The organism is Vagococcus fessus (assembly GCF_003987565.1).
GTDB classification, from domain to species: Bacteria; Bacillota; Bacilli; order Lactobacillales; family Vagococcaceae; genus Vagococcus_D; species Vagococcus_D fessus.
On the sequence record NZ_NGJY01000003.1, the window covers coordinates 146328 to 162311 of the forward strand.

Annotated in this window: 15 protein-coding genes and 1 riboswitch; of the genes, 13 read left to right on the forward strand and 2 right to left on the reverse strand. The window is 36.0% G+C overall.

What is annotated here, in order from left to right:
- Positions 1 to 5 precede the first annotated feature (5 nt).
- Complete coding sequence (locus tag CBF31_RS08945; RefSeq protein ID WP_126832196.1) at positions 6 to 1904, reverse strand: leucine-rich repeat domain-containing protein; 1899 nt, start codon at positions 1902 to 1904, stop codon at positions 6 to 8.
- Positions 1905 to 2139: 235 nt separating this feature from the next.
- On the opposite strand from CBF31_RS08945, the gene CBF31_RS08950 reads away from it, so the two are divergent.
- The 6 genes from CBF31_RS08950 (at position 2140) to CBF31_RS08975 (ending at position 7742) form a co-directional block, all read left to right on the forward strand.
- On the forward strand, positions 2140 to 2676 hold the full coding sequence (locus CBF31_RS08950; protein WP_126832274.1) for an FUSC family protein: 537 nt from the start codon (positions 2140 to 2142) through the stop codon (positions 2674 to 2676).
- 91 nt (positions 2677 to 2767) lie between these two features.
- Entirely contained in the window at positions 2768 to 3583 is an 816-nt protein-coding gene (locus CBF31_RS08955; protein WP_126832199.1) for a hypothetical protein, read from the forward strand.
- Positions 3584 to 3697: 114 nt separating this feature from the next.
- A riboswitch (purine riboswitch) is annotated at positions 3698 to 3795 on the forward strand.
- 79 nt (positions 3796 to 3874) lie between these two features.
- On the forward strand, positions 3875 to 5149 hold the full coding sequence (locus tag CBF31_RS08960; RefSeq protein WP_126832201.1) for a nucleobase:cation symporter-2 family protein: 1275 nt from the start codon (positions 3875 to 3877) through the stop codon (positions 5147 to 5149).
- 117 nt (positions 5150 to 5266) lie between these two features.
- A complete protein-coding gene (locus CBF31_RS08965; RefSeq protein ID WP_126832203.1) occupies positions 5267 to 5656 on the forward strand; it encodes a GntR family transcriptional regulator in 390 nt (129 codons plus the stop codon).
- Positions 5646 to 6542 (forward strand): ATP-binding cassette domain-containing protein, encoded by an 897-nt coding sequence (locus CBF31_RS08970; RefSeq protein ID WP_126832205.1) that lies wholly within the window; start codon positions 5646 to 5648, stop codon positions 6540 to 6542. Before CBF31_RS08965 ends, CBF31_RS08970 begins: the two co-directional genes overlap by 11 nt.
- A gap of 12 nt (positions 6543 to 6554) precedes the next feature.
- A complete protein-coding gene (locus CBF31_RS08975; protein WP_126832207.1) occupies positions 6555 to 7742 on the forward strand; it encodes a hypothetical protein in 1188 nt (395 codons plus the stop codon).
- 410 nt (positions 7743 to 8152) lie between these two features.
- Here the strand turns inward: CBF31_RS08975 and rnhC are convergent, their stop codons facing one another.
- Positions 8153 to 9070, reverse strand: a complete 918-nt coding sequence (gene rnhC / locus CBF31_RS08980; RefSeq protein WP_126832209.1) for a ribonuclease HIII — start codon at positions 9068 to 9070, stop codon at positions 8153 to 8155.
- 226 nt (positions 9071 to 9296) lie between these two features.
- On the opposite strand from rnhC, the gene CBF31_RS08985 reads away from it, so the two are divergent.
- The 7 genes from CBF31_RS08985 to efaA all read left to right on the forward strand — a co-directional run bounded on the left by CBF31_RS08985 (position 9297) and on the right by efaA (position 15931).
- Positions 9297 to 9794, forward strand: a complete 498-nt coding sequence (locus tag CBF31_RS08985; RefSeq protein ID WP_126832211.1) for a cell division protein ZapA — start codon at positions 9297 to 9299, stop codon at positions 9792 to 9794.
- Positions 9795 to 9812: 18 nt separating this feature from the next.
- Positions 9813 to 10358: a CvpA family protein gene (locus CBF31_RS08990; RefSeq protein WP_126832213.1), complete on the forward strand. Its 546-nt coding sequence runs from the start codon at positions 9813 to 9815 to the stop codon at positions 10356 to 10358.
- Positions 10359 to 10443: 85 nt separating this feature from the next.
- Complete coding sequence (locus CBF31_RS08995) at positions 10444 to 12810, forward strand: endonuclease MutS2 (RefSeq protein ID WP_126832277.1); 2367 nt, start codon at positions 10444 to 10446, stop codon at positions 12808 to 12810.
- Positions 12811 to 12904: 94 nt separating this feature from the next.
- Positions 12905 to 13213: a thioredoxin gene (gene trxA, locus CBF31_RS09000; RefSeq protein WP_126832215.1), complete on the forward strand. Its 309-nt coding sequence runs from the start codon at positions 12905 to 12907 to the stop codon at positions 13211 to 13213.
- A 139-nt stretch (positions 13214 to 13352) separates the two neighbouring features.
- Positions 13353 to 14138: a metal ABC transporter ATP-binding protein gene (locus tag CBF31_RS09005; RefSeq protein ID WP_126832218.1), complete on the forward strand. Its 786-nt coding sequence runs from the start codon at positions 13353 to 13355 to the stop codon at positions 14136 to 14138.
- 1 nt (position 14139) lies between these two features.
- Positions 14140 to 14997 (forward strand): metal ABC transporter permease, encoded by an 858-nt coding sequence (locus tag CBF31_RS09010; RefSeq protein WP_126832220.1) that lies wholly within the window; start codon positions 14140 to 14142, stop codon positions 14995 to 14997.
- Positions 14984 to 15931 (forward strand): Mn/Fe ABC transporter substrate-binding lipoprotein EfaA, encoded by a 948-nt coding sequence (efaA, locus tag CBF31_RS09015; protein ID WP_126832222.1) that lies wholly within the window; start codon positions 14984 to 14986, stop codon positions 15929 to 15931. The genes CBF31_RS09010 and efaA overlap by 14 nt, the downstream gene beginning before the upstream one ends.
- Positions 15932 to 15984 lie beyond the last annotated feature (53 nt).

The following is a 15984-nucleotide window of genomic DNA, read 5'->3' on the forward strand; positions in this document are numbered from 1 at the left end:
TTTTATTAAGGAAGAAGTGTCAAGTTCTTATTAGGTGAGACAGTATTAGAAAGTGGATTCCCACTTGTTAAAGCAATTTCGAGATGGGGTAACTTATCAAGAGGATCTAATAGTGTAACCGCATTTCCTCTAAAATTAAGAAATTTCAGTTTTTTTAAGTTAACTAAAGGATCGAGTTTGGTAACGCTGGTATTAGTTAACTGAAGGCTTTCCATGTTTGGTGCATTATTTATGATAAAGGCAGGTTCTATAACGCCTGTTCCAGTATCCTGGTTTGATATGATAACTTTTTTTAAATTTTTAAAAGCAGTATCGGTGCCGTTGAGTGACTGCAGGTTGTAAAATGCTAATTCACTGACTTCAGAAAAATGAGAGAGTTGCTCTGAAAGTTTCCCTAGTTCTCTAATTCCACTATCTGGAAAGTCGACTGTTAATTTTTTTATTGTAGGATAGTTACCAAAGTCAGCGTATCTAAAGTCGCCAGATAGTATCATTTCTTCAAGGTTTTTCATATCAGGGACAATTTGATTGGTTGGGAAACCTTGGACGTTTGTTATATTAATTTCTTTAATTTGATTTAGTGGAATAGGTTCTAGTGAATCAGTTGCATAATGTTGTAGTTTAGAAAGTAGGGCTACTTCTGCTTGGATTCTGTTATTGATTGGTCCAAAGTGTAAGTTTAAATCAACTAAATTAGTTAATTTTGTAACATGAAATGGATTACGTTCTAAGTTTAGAGTGAGTTTAGTTAAAGATGTTTTATCTTCAATAGGTTGCCAGTTACGAATGCTATTGTTCTCGATAGTTAGGTCTGTTAGCTTTGGCAACTGCCCAATAATCGTGCTGTTGTTAAATTTTTCGTCATCTATTTTTAAGGTCGTGAGATTAGTTAAAGGGGATAAAAAGGTCCAGTCTTTAATTGAACCTCCCTCAATTTTAAGTGACTCTATGGAATTTCCTTTGCTTAACCAGTCTATATTTTTAAAATTACTAGATAAGTTAAGTGATAATCTTTTTAGTGGTAGCTCTGCTATAGCGCCTAGTTTGGCTGAATTTTCTATGTCGGTTGCGTGTAAGCTTACTGAAAGGCTATCTAATTTTTTGAAAGAATTAGCGAGTGTTGTAATATCTTCTTCATTGTTTAAATTGATATCTAAGCCACGAATATTAGTAGGGTCGTAGAGTCCTTCTAACAAGTCTTTTACACTATCGTCACTGGTACCTCTAAGATAAGTGAGCTTAGTGAGTGGTTTATAGATAGTGGAACTATTATAGCCGTATATATCTTTATTATAGGTTACGTTAGAATTATGATTTAAATCGAGAAACTCAACATTTTTTAGAAGCTGAAGGTCTTCTTTCTCTAAGGGAAGTTCGGCTTCAGAAAATTCATAAAGGTGTGAGTCCTTGAAATAACTATCAAGATCTGAGGGACTTCCAGAAAACGAGTACTCAATTTTATAGTTTTTGTCAAAGGGTGTGCGTTGTACAACCCTAAACGCTTTTATATCAGCCAACGATTTCTTCTCAACTGTAGTAAAAAAAGCTTCGAATTCTTTCATAGCGGGAGATTGTATGGTAGTTCTGACAGGGATATTCTTTTGTTTTGGTTTATGTTCTGTCGTTTCTTTTAAATCATAGGAAGAAGTCGGTTCTTCTGAGAGTATGGTATTAAAAATAAATACGGCTGCTAATATTAATAGGATAATAGAGCCAATCACAGTGAACTTATTGTTAGGACTACTCTTTTTTTTAGGGGTGTTAGCATTATAATTTTCAATATTGATAGTGGTGTTATTTTCAAAACGGTAATAGGTGTCACAGTACTCACATTTATAAATGTCTTTTTCAACATGTGATAATTTACCTGAACAGTTACTACAGGATAATTTTATTAAGCTCATGAGTGTCTCGCTTTCATCGGTTATTCTCTACTTATTATAGTCAACTGTACGTTTAAATAATAGCCCTTAAAAAATAAAAAATTGAGAGTATAGGGTTAGGTAATGTTTTTAAATGAAAAAATTCACATTCTAACTTGAAATAGTTGGTTATATTTACTATCATTGATAGGTATGGCGTAGCTAGTCTAAGGCTATGTTAAGAAATAAAGAGGTGACGAGTTAGTTGAAAATAGGAATGCGAACAATAAAAACGGGTATTAGTGTCTTTTTTTGTATAGTCATTAGTTTTTTATTCAATAGAGATACATATGTCGTAGCTGCAATTACAGCGATTTTTACACTGAGAGAAGATATGGAAAATACAATTCGGTATGGCAGACATCGTGTTGTCGGAAATATAGTGGGTGCCTTAACGTCACTTGTAGTGATTACTATTTTTAAGATTTTTGGTGATTCAGAATTGGTCCAAGTAATCGCTATTCCAATTGTGATTATTTTAATGATTGCGACATTGTCGAATATAAAATGCCATGAAGGAACAGTCGGAGCGAGTGCCACACTTCTAACTATTTTATTTATGATTCCTAATACGGAGTCATATAGTTATGCTTTAGCAAGAGTAGTGGACGGATTTATTGGGATGTTTATCGCGTTAGCAGTTAATCATATCCTGCCAAATAGAAAAATGCATTTAGAAGCAATCGACAAAGAAACGATGGAAATAGTTGAAGATGATATAGAAGAATCTAATGGAGAAAAGGTTACGGGTTAGACCGCGGCCTTTTTTTAGTCCCTTCGACTGAGGTGTTTTATTAAAAATAAGGTATAATAATAGTAACAGATTTTTAAAAGGATGTGAGAGTATGCTAAAAAAATTACTTTGGATAGGACTAGCTATGCTGATGTTAGCTGCTGCTTTTGGGGCAGGTGCTTACGGAACAAGAGTGTATTTAGAGCGTGAAAATGCGAAATCAGATAGACAGGAAGAATCATCGATAGTTGAGCGTTTATCTGCAGAAATCGCAGAATTAGCTACTTATAACGAAATGCCATTAGAAGCAGATAAATTACCACTTTCAGTAGAGGTATTATCGAAAAAAGTAGATCGTATTCGTTCTGATGTTGATAAATTAAGTGACGGACAAATTAAAAAAGAGTCTCTTCAATTAAGTCTAGAAAAAATTAAATCGGAATATGAAGCAAAGGTTACTGAGGCAGAAGAAGTGAAAAGACAACAAGATGAACAACGAGAGCTTGAAGCAACGAAACAAGCCGAGGCATTGAAAGAAGCCGAAGAAAAAAGAAAACTAGCAGAGCGAGAGTTAGAAGAAGCGAAGAAACGTGAGCAAGAATATAAGAGCCAAGTCAAAGAGACTGAACGAACAATGGAAACAGAAAAAAAAGAAAGTGGCAAATCTAAAGAGGATGAACCTTTCTTTAAACTTCCAAAACTATTTACTAAAGGGCAAGCGAAAGACAAGGCTGAAGAGTGGTATGAGAAAGAACATCCTAATGCTTCTGATAGTAGAGTGACAAGTAGGGTCTTTGATAAGGAAACAGACGATAAAGGGGCATTCTGGAAGGTCAGAGGTGAAGCGAAAGAAGGCCGACGAGGAAGAGTAAAAACGGTATTTGAGGTAAAAGTCTATGATGATGGCCAAATAGTATCAATTGATTAAGAAGAGAGTCATCTCTTCTTTTTTTACAGAAAGAAAAAACGAACAATATAAAACAAAGTTTAAATATTGTTTGGTTTTCTATTGATTAAATAACAGTTTTGCTAGATAATAGGGACAACAAATGACAACTTAACTTATATAACGCTGAAATAAGGTCGGCAGTCTCTACCCAGTACCGTAAATACTGGACTATAAGTAAAAAATAGTGTGGGAAAGACACCTTTTTTTGCTTATGCAGAAAAAGGTGTCTTTGTTTTTAGGTTAAGTAAAAAAGCTATAGGAGGAATAAGATTGAAAACAGAGTTAAGAAAAGGACAAGAGGCAGTTTTAGGGTTGCAACATTTACTCGCGATGTATGCAGGAGCGGTAGCAGTACCGTTATTAATTGGAACGGGTCTTAATTTTAACGCTGAACAAATGACGTATTTAATTTCGATTGATATTTTCATGTGTGGAGTGGCAACACTATTGCAGTTGGTCGTGACAAAGTATTTTGGAATTGGCTTACCTGTTGTGTTGGGGTGTGCGATTCAGACAGTAGCGCCGCTCATCATGATCGGAAATAGTAAAGGAATTGGAGCGATTTATGGTTCGATTATTGCGTCAGGTATCATTGTTGTACTTATTTCAGGAGTATTCTCTAAGATAAAAAAATTATTTCCACCGATTGTAACGGGAACGATTATTACAGTGATTGGGCTGACACTTATTCCTGTCGCGATGGAAAAAATGGGAGGTGGCAGTAGTAGCTCACCTGATTTTGGTTCAAGTAAGTCTTTACTTCTCGCTTTTATTACAATTGCCTGTATCGTAGTGATTCAAGTATGGGGACGAGGGTTTTTGAAATCTATTTCGGTCCTTGTTGGTTTACTAGTAGGAACGATTTTAGCAGGTCTAATGGGTGGGATTGATGTTAGTCCAGTTGGAACAGCACCATTATTTCATTTGCCGCAGCCTTTCTATTTTGGAAAACCAACATTTGATCTAAGTTCAATAGTATTGATGGTCATTATTTCTATCGTTAGTATGGTAGAGTCGACTGGGGTTTACTTTGCACTAGGTGATATTGTCGGCAAAAAAGTTGGTGAGGAAGAATTGAAAAAAGGCTACCGAGCAGAAGGGCTTGCAGCCATCTTAGGTGGAGTCTTTAATACTTTTCCTTATACTGGTTTTTCTCAGAATGTGGGATTAGTTCAGCTATCTGGAATAAAAAATAGACGTCCCATTTTTTATTCAGCCTTCTTTTTAATTATTCTAGGATTATTTCCAAAGGTTGGAGCCTTAGCTCAAATTATTCCAGAACCTGTATTAGGTGGTGGGATGTTAGTGATGTTTGGGATGGTTGCCATTCAGGGGATTAAGATGCTAACGCAAGTTGAGTTTAATAACGAAAAAAATCTTGTGATTATGGCAATTTCTATTGGGTTTGGTTTAGGTTTTAATAGTATGCCTCAGTTGTTTCAATCTTTACCAGTGATGGTTCAACTCTTTACTAGTAACGGGATAGTGATGAGTAGTGTGACGGCAGTTGTGCTTAATTTAGCCATTAATGGCTTAGAAAAATAACATTAGACAAAGAGAGTGGTTTAGCTGCTCTCTTTTTTTATTTTTAAAAAGGGCTTTACAAAAACAAGTGTACTATATATACTAGTACACGAGATACAGTTAAAGAGGAGGTGCCTTATGTTAATCAATAAAACGAGTCCGAAGCCATTTTATGAGCAAGTGGTATTGGGGATTAAAGAAGATATTCTACAAGGGATTCTTCAACCAGGCGATAAGTTGTTGTCGGTTAGGGAAATGGCAAATTTTTTAATGGTCAATCCGAATACTGTAAGTAAAGCCTATAAAACATTAGAGGCAGACGGTGCAATCGTTACAGTTAGAGGGAAAGGAACATTTGTTAATGAATTAGAAAAAGAGTTCCGTAACGAAAAAGAAATCGAAAAAGTGAAAAAGCAATTTCAATCGTTAGTGATTGAGGCCAGTTATTTAAACATTTCAAAAGAGGAATTATCAGGTTGGTTAAACGAAACGCATGAGGGGTTAGGAGGAGCAGACAATGAAAGTTAAGCAACTAAAAAAAGCGATTGACAGTAAAGTCATCATCGAAGGGGTTAATTTTGAACTCAATCGCGGTGAGATTGTGGGGCTAGTCGGTCGAAATGGAACAGGGAAGACGACCTTATTTAGAACATTAGCAGACCACTATCAAGCTGATGAGGGGAGTATTGTCATCAACGGTAAGAGTTTAGTAGAAGCGCGTCAAAATTATGAGGAGATTTTTTATAGTGATACTGAAATGACATTTTTAAGTGGGCTGACGCCAGATAAAATGGTGCTATTTTATAAAGAGTTGTATCCGCGATTCGATAAAGAAAAATTTGTTGGATTGGTAGAGAAGCATCAGTTGCCTCGTAATAAGCCATTTAGAAAATATTCAAAAGGAATGAAAGGGCTACTCCTAATCATCCTTGCCGTTTCTAGTGGTGCTAATTACATTTTATTAGACGAACCATTCGATGGACTGGATATCTTGATTAAAAAACAAGCCATTCAACTTGTCTTAAATGAAGTTAGCTTAAACAATCGTGGGATTTTAATTTCATCTCATAACTTAATTGAGTTAGAACAAATTGTTGACCGAGTGTTATTGATGAAAGATAAGACGATTGTCAAAGCCTATCATTTAGAAGATATGCGTGAAGAAGCTGTGAAGTTACAGCTTGTGTTCAGAGGTGAGAGCATTCCTGAGATTGTCAAAGAAACAGGCGAAATTTTAGAGGTTCGTGGTCGTGTTATTGTTGCGTTATTTACTAATTATAATGAAGCTATCGACGTGGAGTTGAAGAGTTTAGAGCCGCTTGTGATGGAGCAATTGCCAGTGAGTCTTGAAGATTTATTTACTGCAAATTTAGCCGATGAGTTGATGATTGATCAGCCGCGTGCGTTGGTATAGGGGGGATAAGAGATGACAAAATCATTAAATAAATTATTAGTTCAACGGTACTGGAAATATTTATTGCTTGTAGTTGTTGTGATTTCAGGTCTAGCGTTTATGGATACTTTTTCAGGGATAAAAACTTGGCAAGCAACCAAACAAAACCAATCAAGCCCAGAGGCAAGAGAGTATTTTGAAGAGAGGCTTAAAGACGGCTATGAGAGATCTCCGGGAAAGATAAGTTATTACGATTTTAAATCAGGAGAGGAAAAGAATACCGATAACTTTGAAGAGTATAACAAGGCAGAGTTACAGTTTACTATTAGAAGTTATAATACAGAAGAATATGCAGTAAATGAGTTTTATAGTGAGAGTAGCTTTTATCTAGTCATTATCGTGATGGTAGTTGGTTTTTTAAGTTTCTTTTTAGATTTAAAAACACATTTTAATACGTTATTATTTAGTTCTCGTTTCACTAGAAAAGACATTTTTATCCGTAAGAAAGTATTGATAAGTGGGACACTCTTAATCACATTATTGCTGACTAAATTAATCAGTGTTTGGGTATTGAAATTAGCTATTCCAAGTGAACATTTCTTAGTTGATATGGGTCCAATGACTGTGTCTGTAGTGACAAGTACGATTACCCTTATGGCAGTTTATGAAATCTTTGCTTTTGCAGGGATGATTATGGGTGAGTGGGTTACTGCTATTGGAACGTTGATAGCCTTTTGGTTTTCATTACCTATGGCAAGTGAAGCAATTGACCGTTTAGTTATAATAGTTAAACATTACATTTTAGGTTATTCAACGAGAGAGATAGACCAAGGTTCATGGTTAGGGGATGGATTTGTAACATTTCTAAACGATAGCCCGTTTGAGTTGAAAAATGTTATTTTATTATTAGTTGTTAGTGTTATTCTTATCATTAGCGCAGCTTATTTATACAGCAAGGTTGGTTTAGAGAACACTAACGAATATTTAATATTTAATGGTTTGAAGCGCCCTATTCAGTGGGTGATGATGAGTTATATTACGATTATTGTAGCAACTCTGGGTATTACCGATCATTTATACGTCAGTAATATTGACTTTAGTTTGATTGGCTTCATATTAAAGGTAGCCTTTGGTTTAGTGTTATCTTATTTACTTTCTCAAGGACTGATTTATCGTAAGTTCAAATTTGGGACTAAGTCTATAGATTTAACACGTAAATAAAAAAGCTAGTTCCCTTCAGGGAACTAGCTTTTTGTTTCTATTCTGGTAACTCAGAGCAGAACGAACATCCTTACACCTTTTTCTCGGGTTCTGAAATTCTACTCTTTCGGTTACTTCAAAAAGAATAGATTGAAGGAGCCAATCTTTCTTTTTTCCAGTAACTCAGAGCAAAGCAAATTTCTTCACACCTTTTTCTCGGGGTCTGAAATTCTGCTCTTTCGGTTACTTCAAAAAGAATAGATTGAAGGAGCCAATCTTTCTTTTTTCCAGTAACTCAGAGCAAAGCAAATTTCTTCACACCTTTTTCTCGGGGTCTGAAAAATTGATGTCATAAAACTTCAGTTCATCCACGAATTGAAAGAGCCAATTAGGGGATGAACTTCCAGTTTTTAACATCATCCCACGTTTCCTCACACCTTTTTCTTAGCTTTTTCGGTGTTGGCGAAGTGGAGTTTGGCGTGTTTGCTTAGGAGTTCCATGCCGCCTCGTTTTAGGATTTTAGCGGCGACGCTGTCGGATTTTGTGCCGGCTCCTGATGGGACGGTCATGCCTAGTTCTTTGCTGGCTTTGTCTAGCTCATCTAGGAAGCTTGCGCGGCAAATGATTGAGGCTGCGGCTACTGATAAGTGATGATGTTCGCCTTTTGTTGCAAAGTATAGGTTGTCTTTAACTTGGACTTTTTCACGGGATAAATGCTTACGATAATTCCCTTCTGGTGTGAATTGGTCAATCAAGATACCTTGTGGAACAGTTGGAGCGATATCTTCTAATAGAAGAGCAATCGCTTGGTTATGTAAAGCGACTTTCATACGAACTGCATTATACTCCGGTTGAATTTGATTATATTTTTCAGGGGTAACAACAAGTTCTCTGTAAGGTAAAACTAGTTTGATACCTTTGGCAATCTCGCGAATTTGGGTGTCAGTCAATTCTTTAGAATCTTTAACCCCAAGTTCTTTAAGTAATGGCATTTGGCTAGCCTCGACGTACGTGGCACAGACAACAACTGGACCGAAGTAACTGCCGTTTCCGACTTCATCACTGCCGGCTGCTGACCATGTTGCAAAATCTTTTGGTAAGGTACTACTAGTTGTTGAACTACTTGTTTTTTTTGCTTCAAGGGCATTTCCCCATTTAGCAGATTCTTCCTCGGCACCAGCACCCTGGAACATTACTTTTCCAGAATTATAGCCGGTGATAGTAAGAGCGCCGACTTTTGCTGAAAATAGAGAATAAGGTGGTGTTTTTGCCTTTAGTTGTGGTTGATAATGGTCCGCCATTTCTTTTAATTTAGCGGGGGTTACTTTAATAACGCAAGAATTTGCCATAATAATCATCCGTTCTTATTTTAAATTTTAGTTATTGTTTTTCTTATATAACTAGTACGCATTAACAGTGTATACAATTTTAAAATGAAACTCAATGATGTTAAGGGATAATTGATTGTAAATTGAAATAAACTCCCTTATAATAGAGTATGATTTTAAATTGATGTAATAGCAGGTAACACTTGAAAATGAACACAGGTTATTATTGACGGTGGAGGGTATTCAAATGGCTCAAAATAAAAAACGTTATAAAGCAGTTATTGGTGATAGAGCATACACAATCATTGGCAAAGAGAGCAAAGCGCACATGGATATTGTGACAGCCTTAGCAAATAATCAACTACGTGATATTTTAAATATGTCTGATACTACAACGATGGAGCAAGCTGCTATTTTATTAGCTGTAAATGCTTTATCAGATCAAGTAAAAAAAGAATCGCAAGTTATTGAAATGGAGAAAGAAATTCAAGAATTAAATGAAGCAATTGAATTTTTAGAATTGGAAAAATCTGAATTATCTAATCAAGATGAAAAAATTGAAGCGTTAGAGTCGCGTCTTAAGCGTTATGAAGATTTAGAATCTGAGGCGAAAAAGGCTCTCTTAACGACAGGGCAAGAAGTTGAAGACTTATCGCCAATGGAGGCGCAACATATTTTAAATCAACAAGTAAAAGAAAAAATTCAAAAAAATGCTGACGTATTGTCAGAGAATGATAAATCATAGAGAGAAAAGGTTGAGACTATGTTAACAATTGTAATTATGTTGACTTTGGCTATTGCTTTTTATACTGGAGCTAGACGTGGTCTGGTTTTACAAGCTGTTTTGACGGCTGGGTATATTATAACGATGTTTGTAGCCAAAGCTAAGTACCCTGTAATAGCTAAGAAAATAGAGCTTTTAATTCCCTATCCAGCACCAACCCCACAAAGTGAATTGCATTATTTTGCTGGAGAGTCTCTTTTTAAATTAGACCAAGCTTTCTACGGTGCAATGGGTTTTTTAATCATTATTATGATTGGATGGGCCATAATGCGTTTCGTTGGACTGCTTTGTCATCAATTAACTTTCTTTCCAACAACGATGGAGTTAAATGTGTACGGTGGTGGCTTTTTAAGTTTTATAGTCGCATACCTAGCGCTATTTATGTGCTTGATGATAGCAGCTATGATACCATTAGATGGGATCCAAAAAATGATTGAAGAAAGTACGATTTCAAGGTTTATTATTGAAAATACACCTTATTTTTCAAAAACAGTACTCGATTGGGTCAATCAAATTATTTACTAATACCAATAAAAAAGCTGAACGATTGACGTTCGGCTTTTATTTTAGAGAAAGACATAATTAGAACTAGAAATGGAAGTGATGGATGATGAATCCTAAAATTATAAAAACTTTAGAGTTTGAAAAGATAAAACAACTCTTAACTGAGTTTTCAGTTACGGCAGCAGGCCAAGAAGAAATCGAAAGCTTAGCGCCAATTACAGATAGAGAAACGATAGAAAAATGGTTACTTGAAACAGAAGACGGAATGAAAATCTTACGTTTACGTGGCGGTATTCCCTTACCAAAATTAGAAAATATTAGACCGCACATGAAGCGTATAGAGATGGGCGCTAATCTTAATGGATTAGAATTAGCCAACGTGGGACGTGTTCTTCAAACAACAGCAGAACTTATTCGTTTCTTTGACGACTTAGCAGATGCTGAAATTGAGTTGCACCGCTTGTATGATTGGGTAGGACAAATGCAAACTGTACCAGCTCTTTCGCAACGTATTCGTGAGTCTGTAGAAGAAGATGGACGTATTACGGATGAAGCTTCTCCAGAGCTTAAAGGCGTCAGAACAGCGATTCGTCGCAGTGAGCAAACCATTCGCGAGCAGTTAGATGGCTTGATACGCGGTAAGAATGCTAAATATTTAAGTGATAGTCTAGTCACAATGCGTAACGATCGTTATGTTATTCCTGTTAAACATGAATACCGTGGTGTATTTGGTGGTGTGGTTCATGACCAAAGTTCATCTGGTCAAACGTTATTTATTGAGCCTAAGCAAGTAGTGGAGCTTAATAATAAATTAAGACAGCATCAAATTGCAGAACGCCAAGAAATTGAGCGGATTTTAGCAGAATTATCAGCGGAATTAGAACCTCATCGTATTGAGATTTTACATAATGCTTATGTTTTAGGGAAGTTAGATTTTATTGCCTCTAAAGCAGCGTTTGGTAAAAAATATAAAGCGACTATTCCAACAATTAGTGATGAGAATCATGTGGCTTTGAAATCAGCTCGTCATCCATTGATTGATGCGGATAAAGTAGTAGCAAATGATATTCACATTGGAGAAGATTACCAAGCAATTTTAATTACAGGACCGAATACGGGTGGTAAAACAATTACACTTAAAACTCTGGGCTTGTTACAGTTGATGGGACAATCAGGTTTACCGATAACGGTTGAAGAAGAGAGTGTTATTGGAGTCTTTGATAATATTTATGCTGATATCGGAGATGAACAGTCTATCGAACAGAGCTTGAGTACCTTTTCATCACATATGACCAATATTGTGTCGATTTTAGCAGAAGTAGATGAGAAAAGTTTAGTGTTATTTGATGAGCTAGGAGCCGGAACAGACCCTCAAGAAGGAGCAGCCCTTGCGATTTCTATTTTAGATGCAGTAGGTGCTAAAGGCGCGTATGTGATGGCAACAACACATTACCCTGAATTAAAAGTATATGGCTATAATCGTCCAGGTACGATTAATGCGAGTATGGAATTTGATGTGGATACACTGAGTCCGACTTATAAATTATTAATTGGTGTACCTGGCCGAAGTAATGCCTTTGAAATTTCAAAACGTCTAGGCTTAGATGATATGGTCATTGAGTCAGCGAAACAAATTATTGATGGGGATAGCCAAGATTTAAATGATATGATTGCTGATTTAGAAAATCGTCGTAAGATGGCAGAAACAGAATACATGGAAGTTCGCCATCATGTGTCAGAGGCGGAACGCTTACATGCTGAATTAGAGAATGCTTATGGTTATTTCTTTGAAGAACAAGACAAAGAGCTAAGTGCGGCAAAACAAAAAGCGAATGAAATTGTTAAAGAAGCGGAAGAAAAAGCGGAACGAATTATCGCAGACTTACGTGAAAAACAAAAAGCGATTGGTAAAGCAAATGTTAAAGAGCATGAGTTAATTGAGGCGAAAGGTCAACTTTCAAATCTTTATCATGAAGAAGACCATCTGAAGAAAAATAAAGTGCTTCAAAAAGCAAAAGAACAAAAAAATCTTCACGAGGGTGACGATGTAAAAGTTGAATCTTATGGGCAACGTGGAACTTTGATTAAATCAATGGGTAAAGGGCAATGGCAAGTACAAATGGGTATCTTGAAAATGACCTTAGATGAATCTGATTTAACCTTAATCAAACCTGAAAAAGTGAAACCGCAACGTATGATTTCGACGGTTAAAGGAGCAAGTAGTAGTCGAGTGACGAGTCAACTTGACCTTCGTGGTAAGCGGTACGAAGAAGCTCTTAGAGAAGTTGACCAGTATTTAGATGCAGCTGTTTTAGCTGGTCATGGTCAAGTGACGATTGTTCACGGAAATGGTACAGGAGCGCTTCGTACAGGGATTACAGATTTCCTAAAAAGTCACCACAGCGTGAAAAAATTTGGTCTGGCTCCTCATAATCAAGGTGGAACTGGTGCCACGATTGTTCAGTTTAAATAATCTAGGATTGCAAACAAATTATTAGAGAAATAAAAAATCCTCTGTTATAATACAAAGTGTAAAGAATAAAACAGATATCCAGGAGGAATGTAACATGGCAAAAACATTTACAGATAGTAACTTTGAAGCAGAAACAAGTAATGGCTTAGCGTTAGTTGACTTTTGGGCACCATGGTGTGGTCCTTGTCGTATGCAAGGTCCAATCATTGATGAATTAGCTGAAGAAATGACAGACGTTTCTATTGGTAAAATTAACGTTGATGAAAACCCATCAGTAGCAGCGAATTTTGGTGTACAAAGTATCCCAACTCTTCTTATCAAAAAAGATGGTCAAGTTGTCGAAACATTAGTAGGTGTTCACCGTAAAGAACAATTAAAAGAAATTTTAGCAAAACACGCTTAATTTTAAAGAGCCTCGTAGCCGATTTCGGTTACGAGGCTCTTTTTTTTTGAGTAATTTAGTTGACCAAACTATGTCTTAATGTTAACCTTATACAAAAGTTAGGTAAACCTAAAAAGATTGTTAAAGGGAGATTGAAAGTATGAATAGACAGGGTGTATTAAATAAAGAGAAGCAGTCTAGTGACACGAATAAAAATATCAGAGTAACTGATTTGACAGTGGATTATCAAGGGAAAACAGCTCTAGATTCAGTGTCGTTAACGATTAAAAAAAATGCAATCACAGGAATTATCGGTCCAAATGGTGCAGGAAAGTCGACTTTTATTAAAGGAGTAATGGGATTAGTCCCAACTGTTTCAGGAAAAAGTTTATTAGGGAATGATAATTTGTTAGATCACAAGCATGATATTGCTTATGTAGAGCAACGAAGTATGATTGATTTAAGTTTCCCAATAACAGTGGAGGAAGTTGTGTTACTGGGGACATATCCTAAGTTAGGGTTATTCCATCGACCTAAAAAGAATGAGTATGAAAAAGTGATAGCGTGTTTGGAGTTAGTGAAAATGACAGAATTTAGAACAAGACAGATTGGAGAATTATCAGGAGGGCAATTACAACGGGTTTTTATAGCTAGAGCACTGGCCCAGGAAGCTTCTATTATTTTCTTAGATGAGCCCTTTGTTGGGATTGATATGAGTAGTGAGCGTGTCATTGTTGATATCTTGAAGGAACTGAAAACACTAGGAAAAACAATAGTGATTGTCCATCATGATTTGCATAAAGTAACAGAATATTTTGATGAGTTAATTATATTGAATAAGCAACTCATCGGATATGGTCCGGTTAAGGACGTATTTAACACGACAACAATTCAAAAAGCTTATGGTGATACTTTAGGCGATATCAGAATAAAAGGAGTTGAATAAGATGGTAGCCAATTTTATAGATGGTTTGATGAGATATGAATTTTTACAAAATGCTTTAATTACCTGTTTAATTGTGGGACTAATCTCGGGTGTCATTGGGTGCTTTATTGTACTAAGAGGGATGTCTTTAATGGGGGATGCGATATCTCATGCGGTACTACCAGGTGTCGCGATTTCTTATATGATGGGTATTAATTATATTATCGGTGCCTCAGTCTTTGGGATTGCAACAGCAGGTCTAATAGGACTAGTGACACAAAAAAGTAAATTGAAAAATGATACGGCGATAGGGATAGTTTTTAGTTCGTTCTTTGCACTAGGAGTTATTCTTATATCATTAGCTGAAAGCTCGACCGATTTGTATCATATCTTGTTTGGGAATGTATTAGCGGTAAGGCATAGTGATATTGTCATGACAGCAGGGGTAGCATTAGTTGTCTTTATCTTTATCATTATTTTTTATAAAGAGTTACTTGTTAGTTCTTTTGATCCAACGATGGCGAAGGCATATGGTTTAAATACACAATTGATCCACTACTTATTGATGTTTGGTTTAACTTTAGTTGCGGTAACCTCACTTCAAACAATTGGCACGATTCTAGTAGTAGCCTTATTAGTAACACCAGCTGCTACAGCGTATCTCCTGACCAATAAGTTATCTCATATGATTATGATTTCAGCTGGGGTCAGTACGTTAAGTTCAGTTATTGGCTTATTCTTTAGTTACAGTTACAACTTGGCATCGGGAGCAGCTATTGTCTTGACAGCGGTCTGTTTCTTCGCTATTGCATTTTTATTTTCACCAAAACAAGGCATTTTAAATAAGAGAAAAGAGGTTACGATTAATGAAGAAATTTAAATATATTATGATGGCAGGACTTGCGGTAGTTCTTTTAGCAGGGTGTGGTCAAACAAAAACAAAAGAAAAAAAAAAGGAAGCTAAGACCGATACAGTTGCTCTTCATGTAGTGGCAACAAATTCAATTTTAGCAGATATGATTGAAAAAGTAGGACAGGATAAGCTGGATGTGCATAGTATCGTACCAGTTGGGACTGACCCTCATGAATACGAGCCGTTACCAGAAGATATCTCGAAAGCAACGGATTCAGATGTGATTTTCTTTAATGGCTTGAACTTGGAAACAGGTGGTAATGGTTGGTTCTCTAAATTAATGGAAACAAGCCATAAAAAAGAAGATCAAGATTTTTTCTCCGTAAGTAAAGAAGTAGAGCCTATGTATTTAAAAGGTAAAGGACAAGAATCAGAACAAGATCCTCATGCCTGGCTAGATATAAAAAATGGTATTAAGTATATCAATGCGATTGAAGAAGTCCTAGTCCAAAAAGATCCTGAGAATGAGAAGTTTTATAAAGAGAACGCTAAAGACTATACAGATAAATTACAAAAACTACATGATGAGTCTACAGATAAGTTCTCTGCATTACCCAAAGAAAAAGCATTACTTGTTACTAGTGAAGGGGCATTTAAATACTTTTCAAAAGCATATGGGTTAGAAGCAGCTTATATTTGGGAAATTAATACAGAGAGCCAAGGGACACCTGATCAGATGAAAGGGATTATCGATAAAATCAATGAAACAAAAGTATCCTCATTATTTGTTGAGACAAGTGTTGATCCTCGTAGTATGGAGAGTGTGTCTAAGGAAACGGGTATTCCAATTTATAAAACGATTTTCACTGATTCTTTAGCGAAAAAAGGTGAAGTTGGAGAGAGTTATTATAGTATGATGGATTATAATTTAAAAACAATCTATGAAGGACTATCAAAATAATTAGTGAGCATGTTATTTGTAATTATTACAATCAAGGGGTATGATGGATATAT

Bases quoted from the DNA above. Each gene is read 5' to 3' on its own strand.
- CBF31_RS08945 (WP_126832196.1), bottom strand. From the start codon at position 1,904: ATGAGCTTAATAAAATTATCCTGTAGTAACTGTTCAGGTAAATTATCA.
- CBF31_RS08950 (WP_126832274.1), top strand. From the start codon at position 2,140: ATGCGAACAATAAAAACGGGTATTAGTGTCTTTTTTTGTATAGTCATT.
- CBF31_RS08955 (WP_126832199.1), top strand. From the start codon at position 2,768: ATGCTAAAAAAATTACTTTGGATAGGACTAGCTATGCTGATGTTAGCT.
- CBF31_RS08965 (WP_126832203.1), top strand. From the start codon at position 5,267: ATGTTAATCAATAAAACGAGTCCGAAGCCATTTTATGAGCAAGTGGTA.
- CBF31_RS08970 (WP_126832205.1), top strand. From the start codon at position 5,646: ATGAAAGTTAAGCAACTAAAAAAAGCGATTGACAGTAAAGTCATCATC.
- CBF31_RS08975 (WP_126832207.1), top strand. From the start codon at position 6,555: ATGACAAAATCATTAAATAAATTATTAGTTCAACGGTACTGGAAATAT.
- rnhC (WP_126832209.1), bottom strand. From the start codon at position 9,070: ATGGCAAATTCTTGCGTTATTAAAGTAACCCCCGCTAAATTAAAAGAA.
- CBF31_RS08985 (WP_126832211.1), top strand. From the start codon at position 9,297: ATGGCTCAAAATAAAAAACGTTATAAAGCAGTTATTGGTGATAGAGCA.
- CBF31_RS08990 (WP_126832213.1), top strand. From the start codon at position 9,813: ATGTTAACAATTGTAATTATGTTGACTTTGGCTATTGCTTTTTATACT.
- CBF31_RS08995 (WP_126832277.1), top strand. From the start codon at position 10,444: ATGAATCCTAAAATTATAAAAACTTTAGAGTTTGAAAAGATAAAACAA.
- trxA (WP_126832215.1), top strand. From the start codon at position 12,905: ATGGCAAAAACATTTACAGATAGTAACTTTGAAGCAGAAACAAGTAAT.
- CBF31_RS09005 (WP_126832218.1), top strand. From the start codon at position 13,353: ATGAATAGACAGGGTGTATTAAATAAAGAGAAGCAGTCTAGTGACACG.
- CBF31_RS09010 (WP_126832220.1), top strand. From the start codon at position 14,140: ATGGTAGCCAATTTTATAGATGGTTTGATGAGATATGAATTTTTACAA.
- efaA (WP_126832222.1), top strand. From the start codon at position 14,984: ATGAAGAAATTTAAATATATTATGATGGCAGGACTTGCGGTAGTTCTT.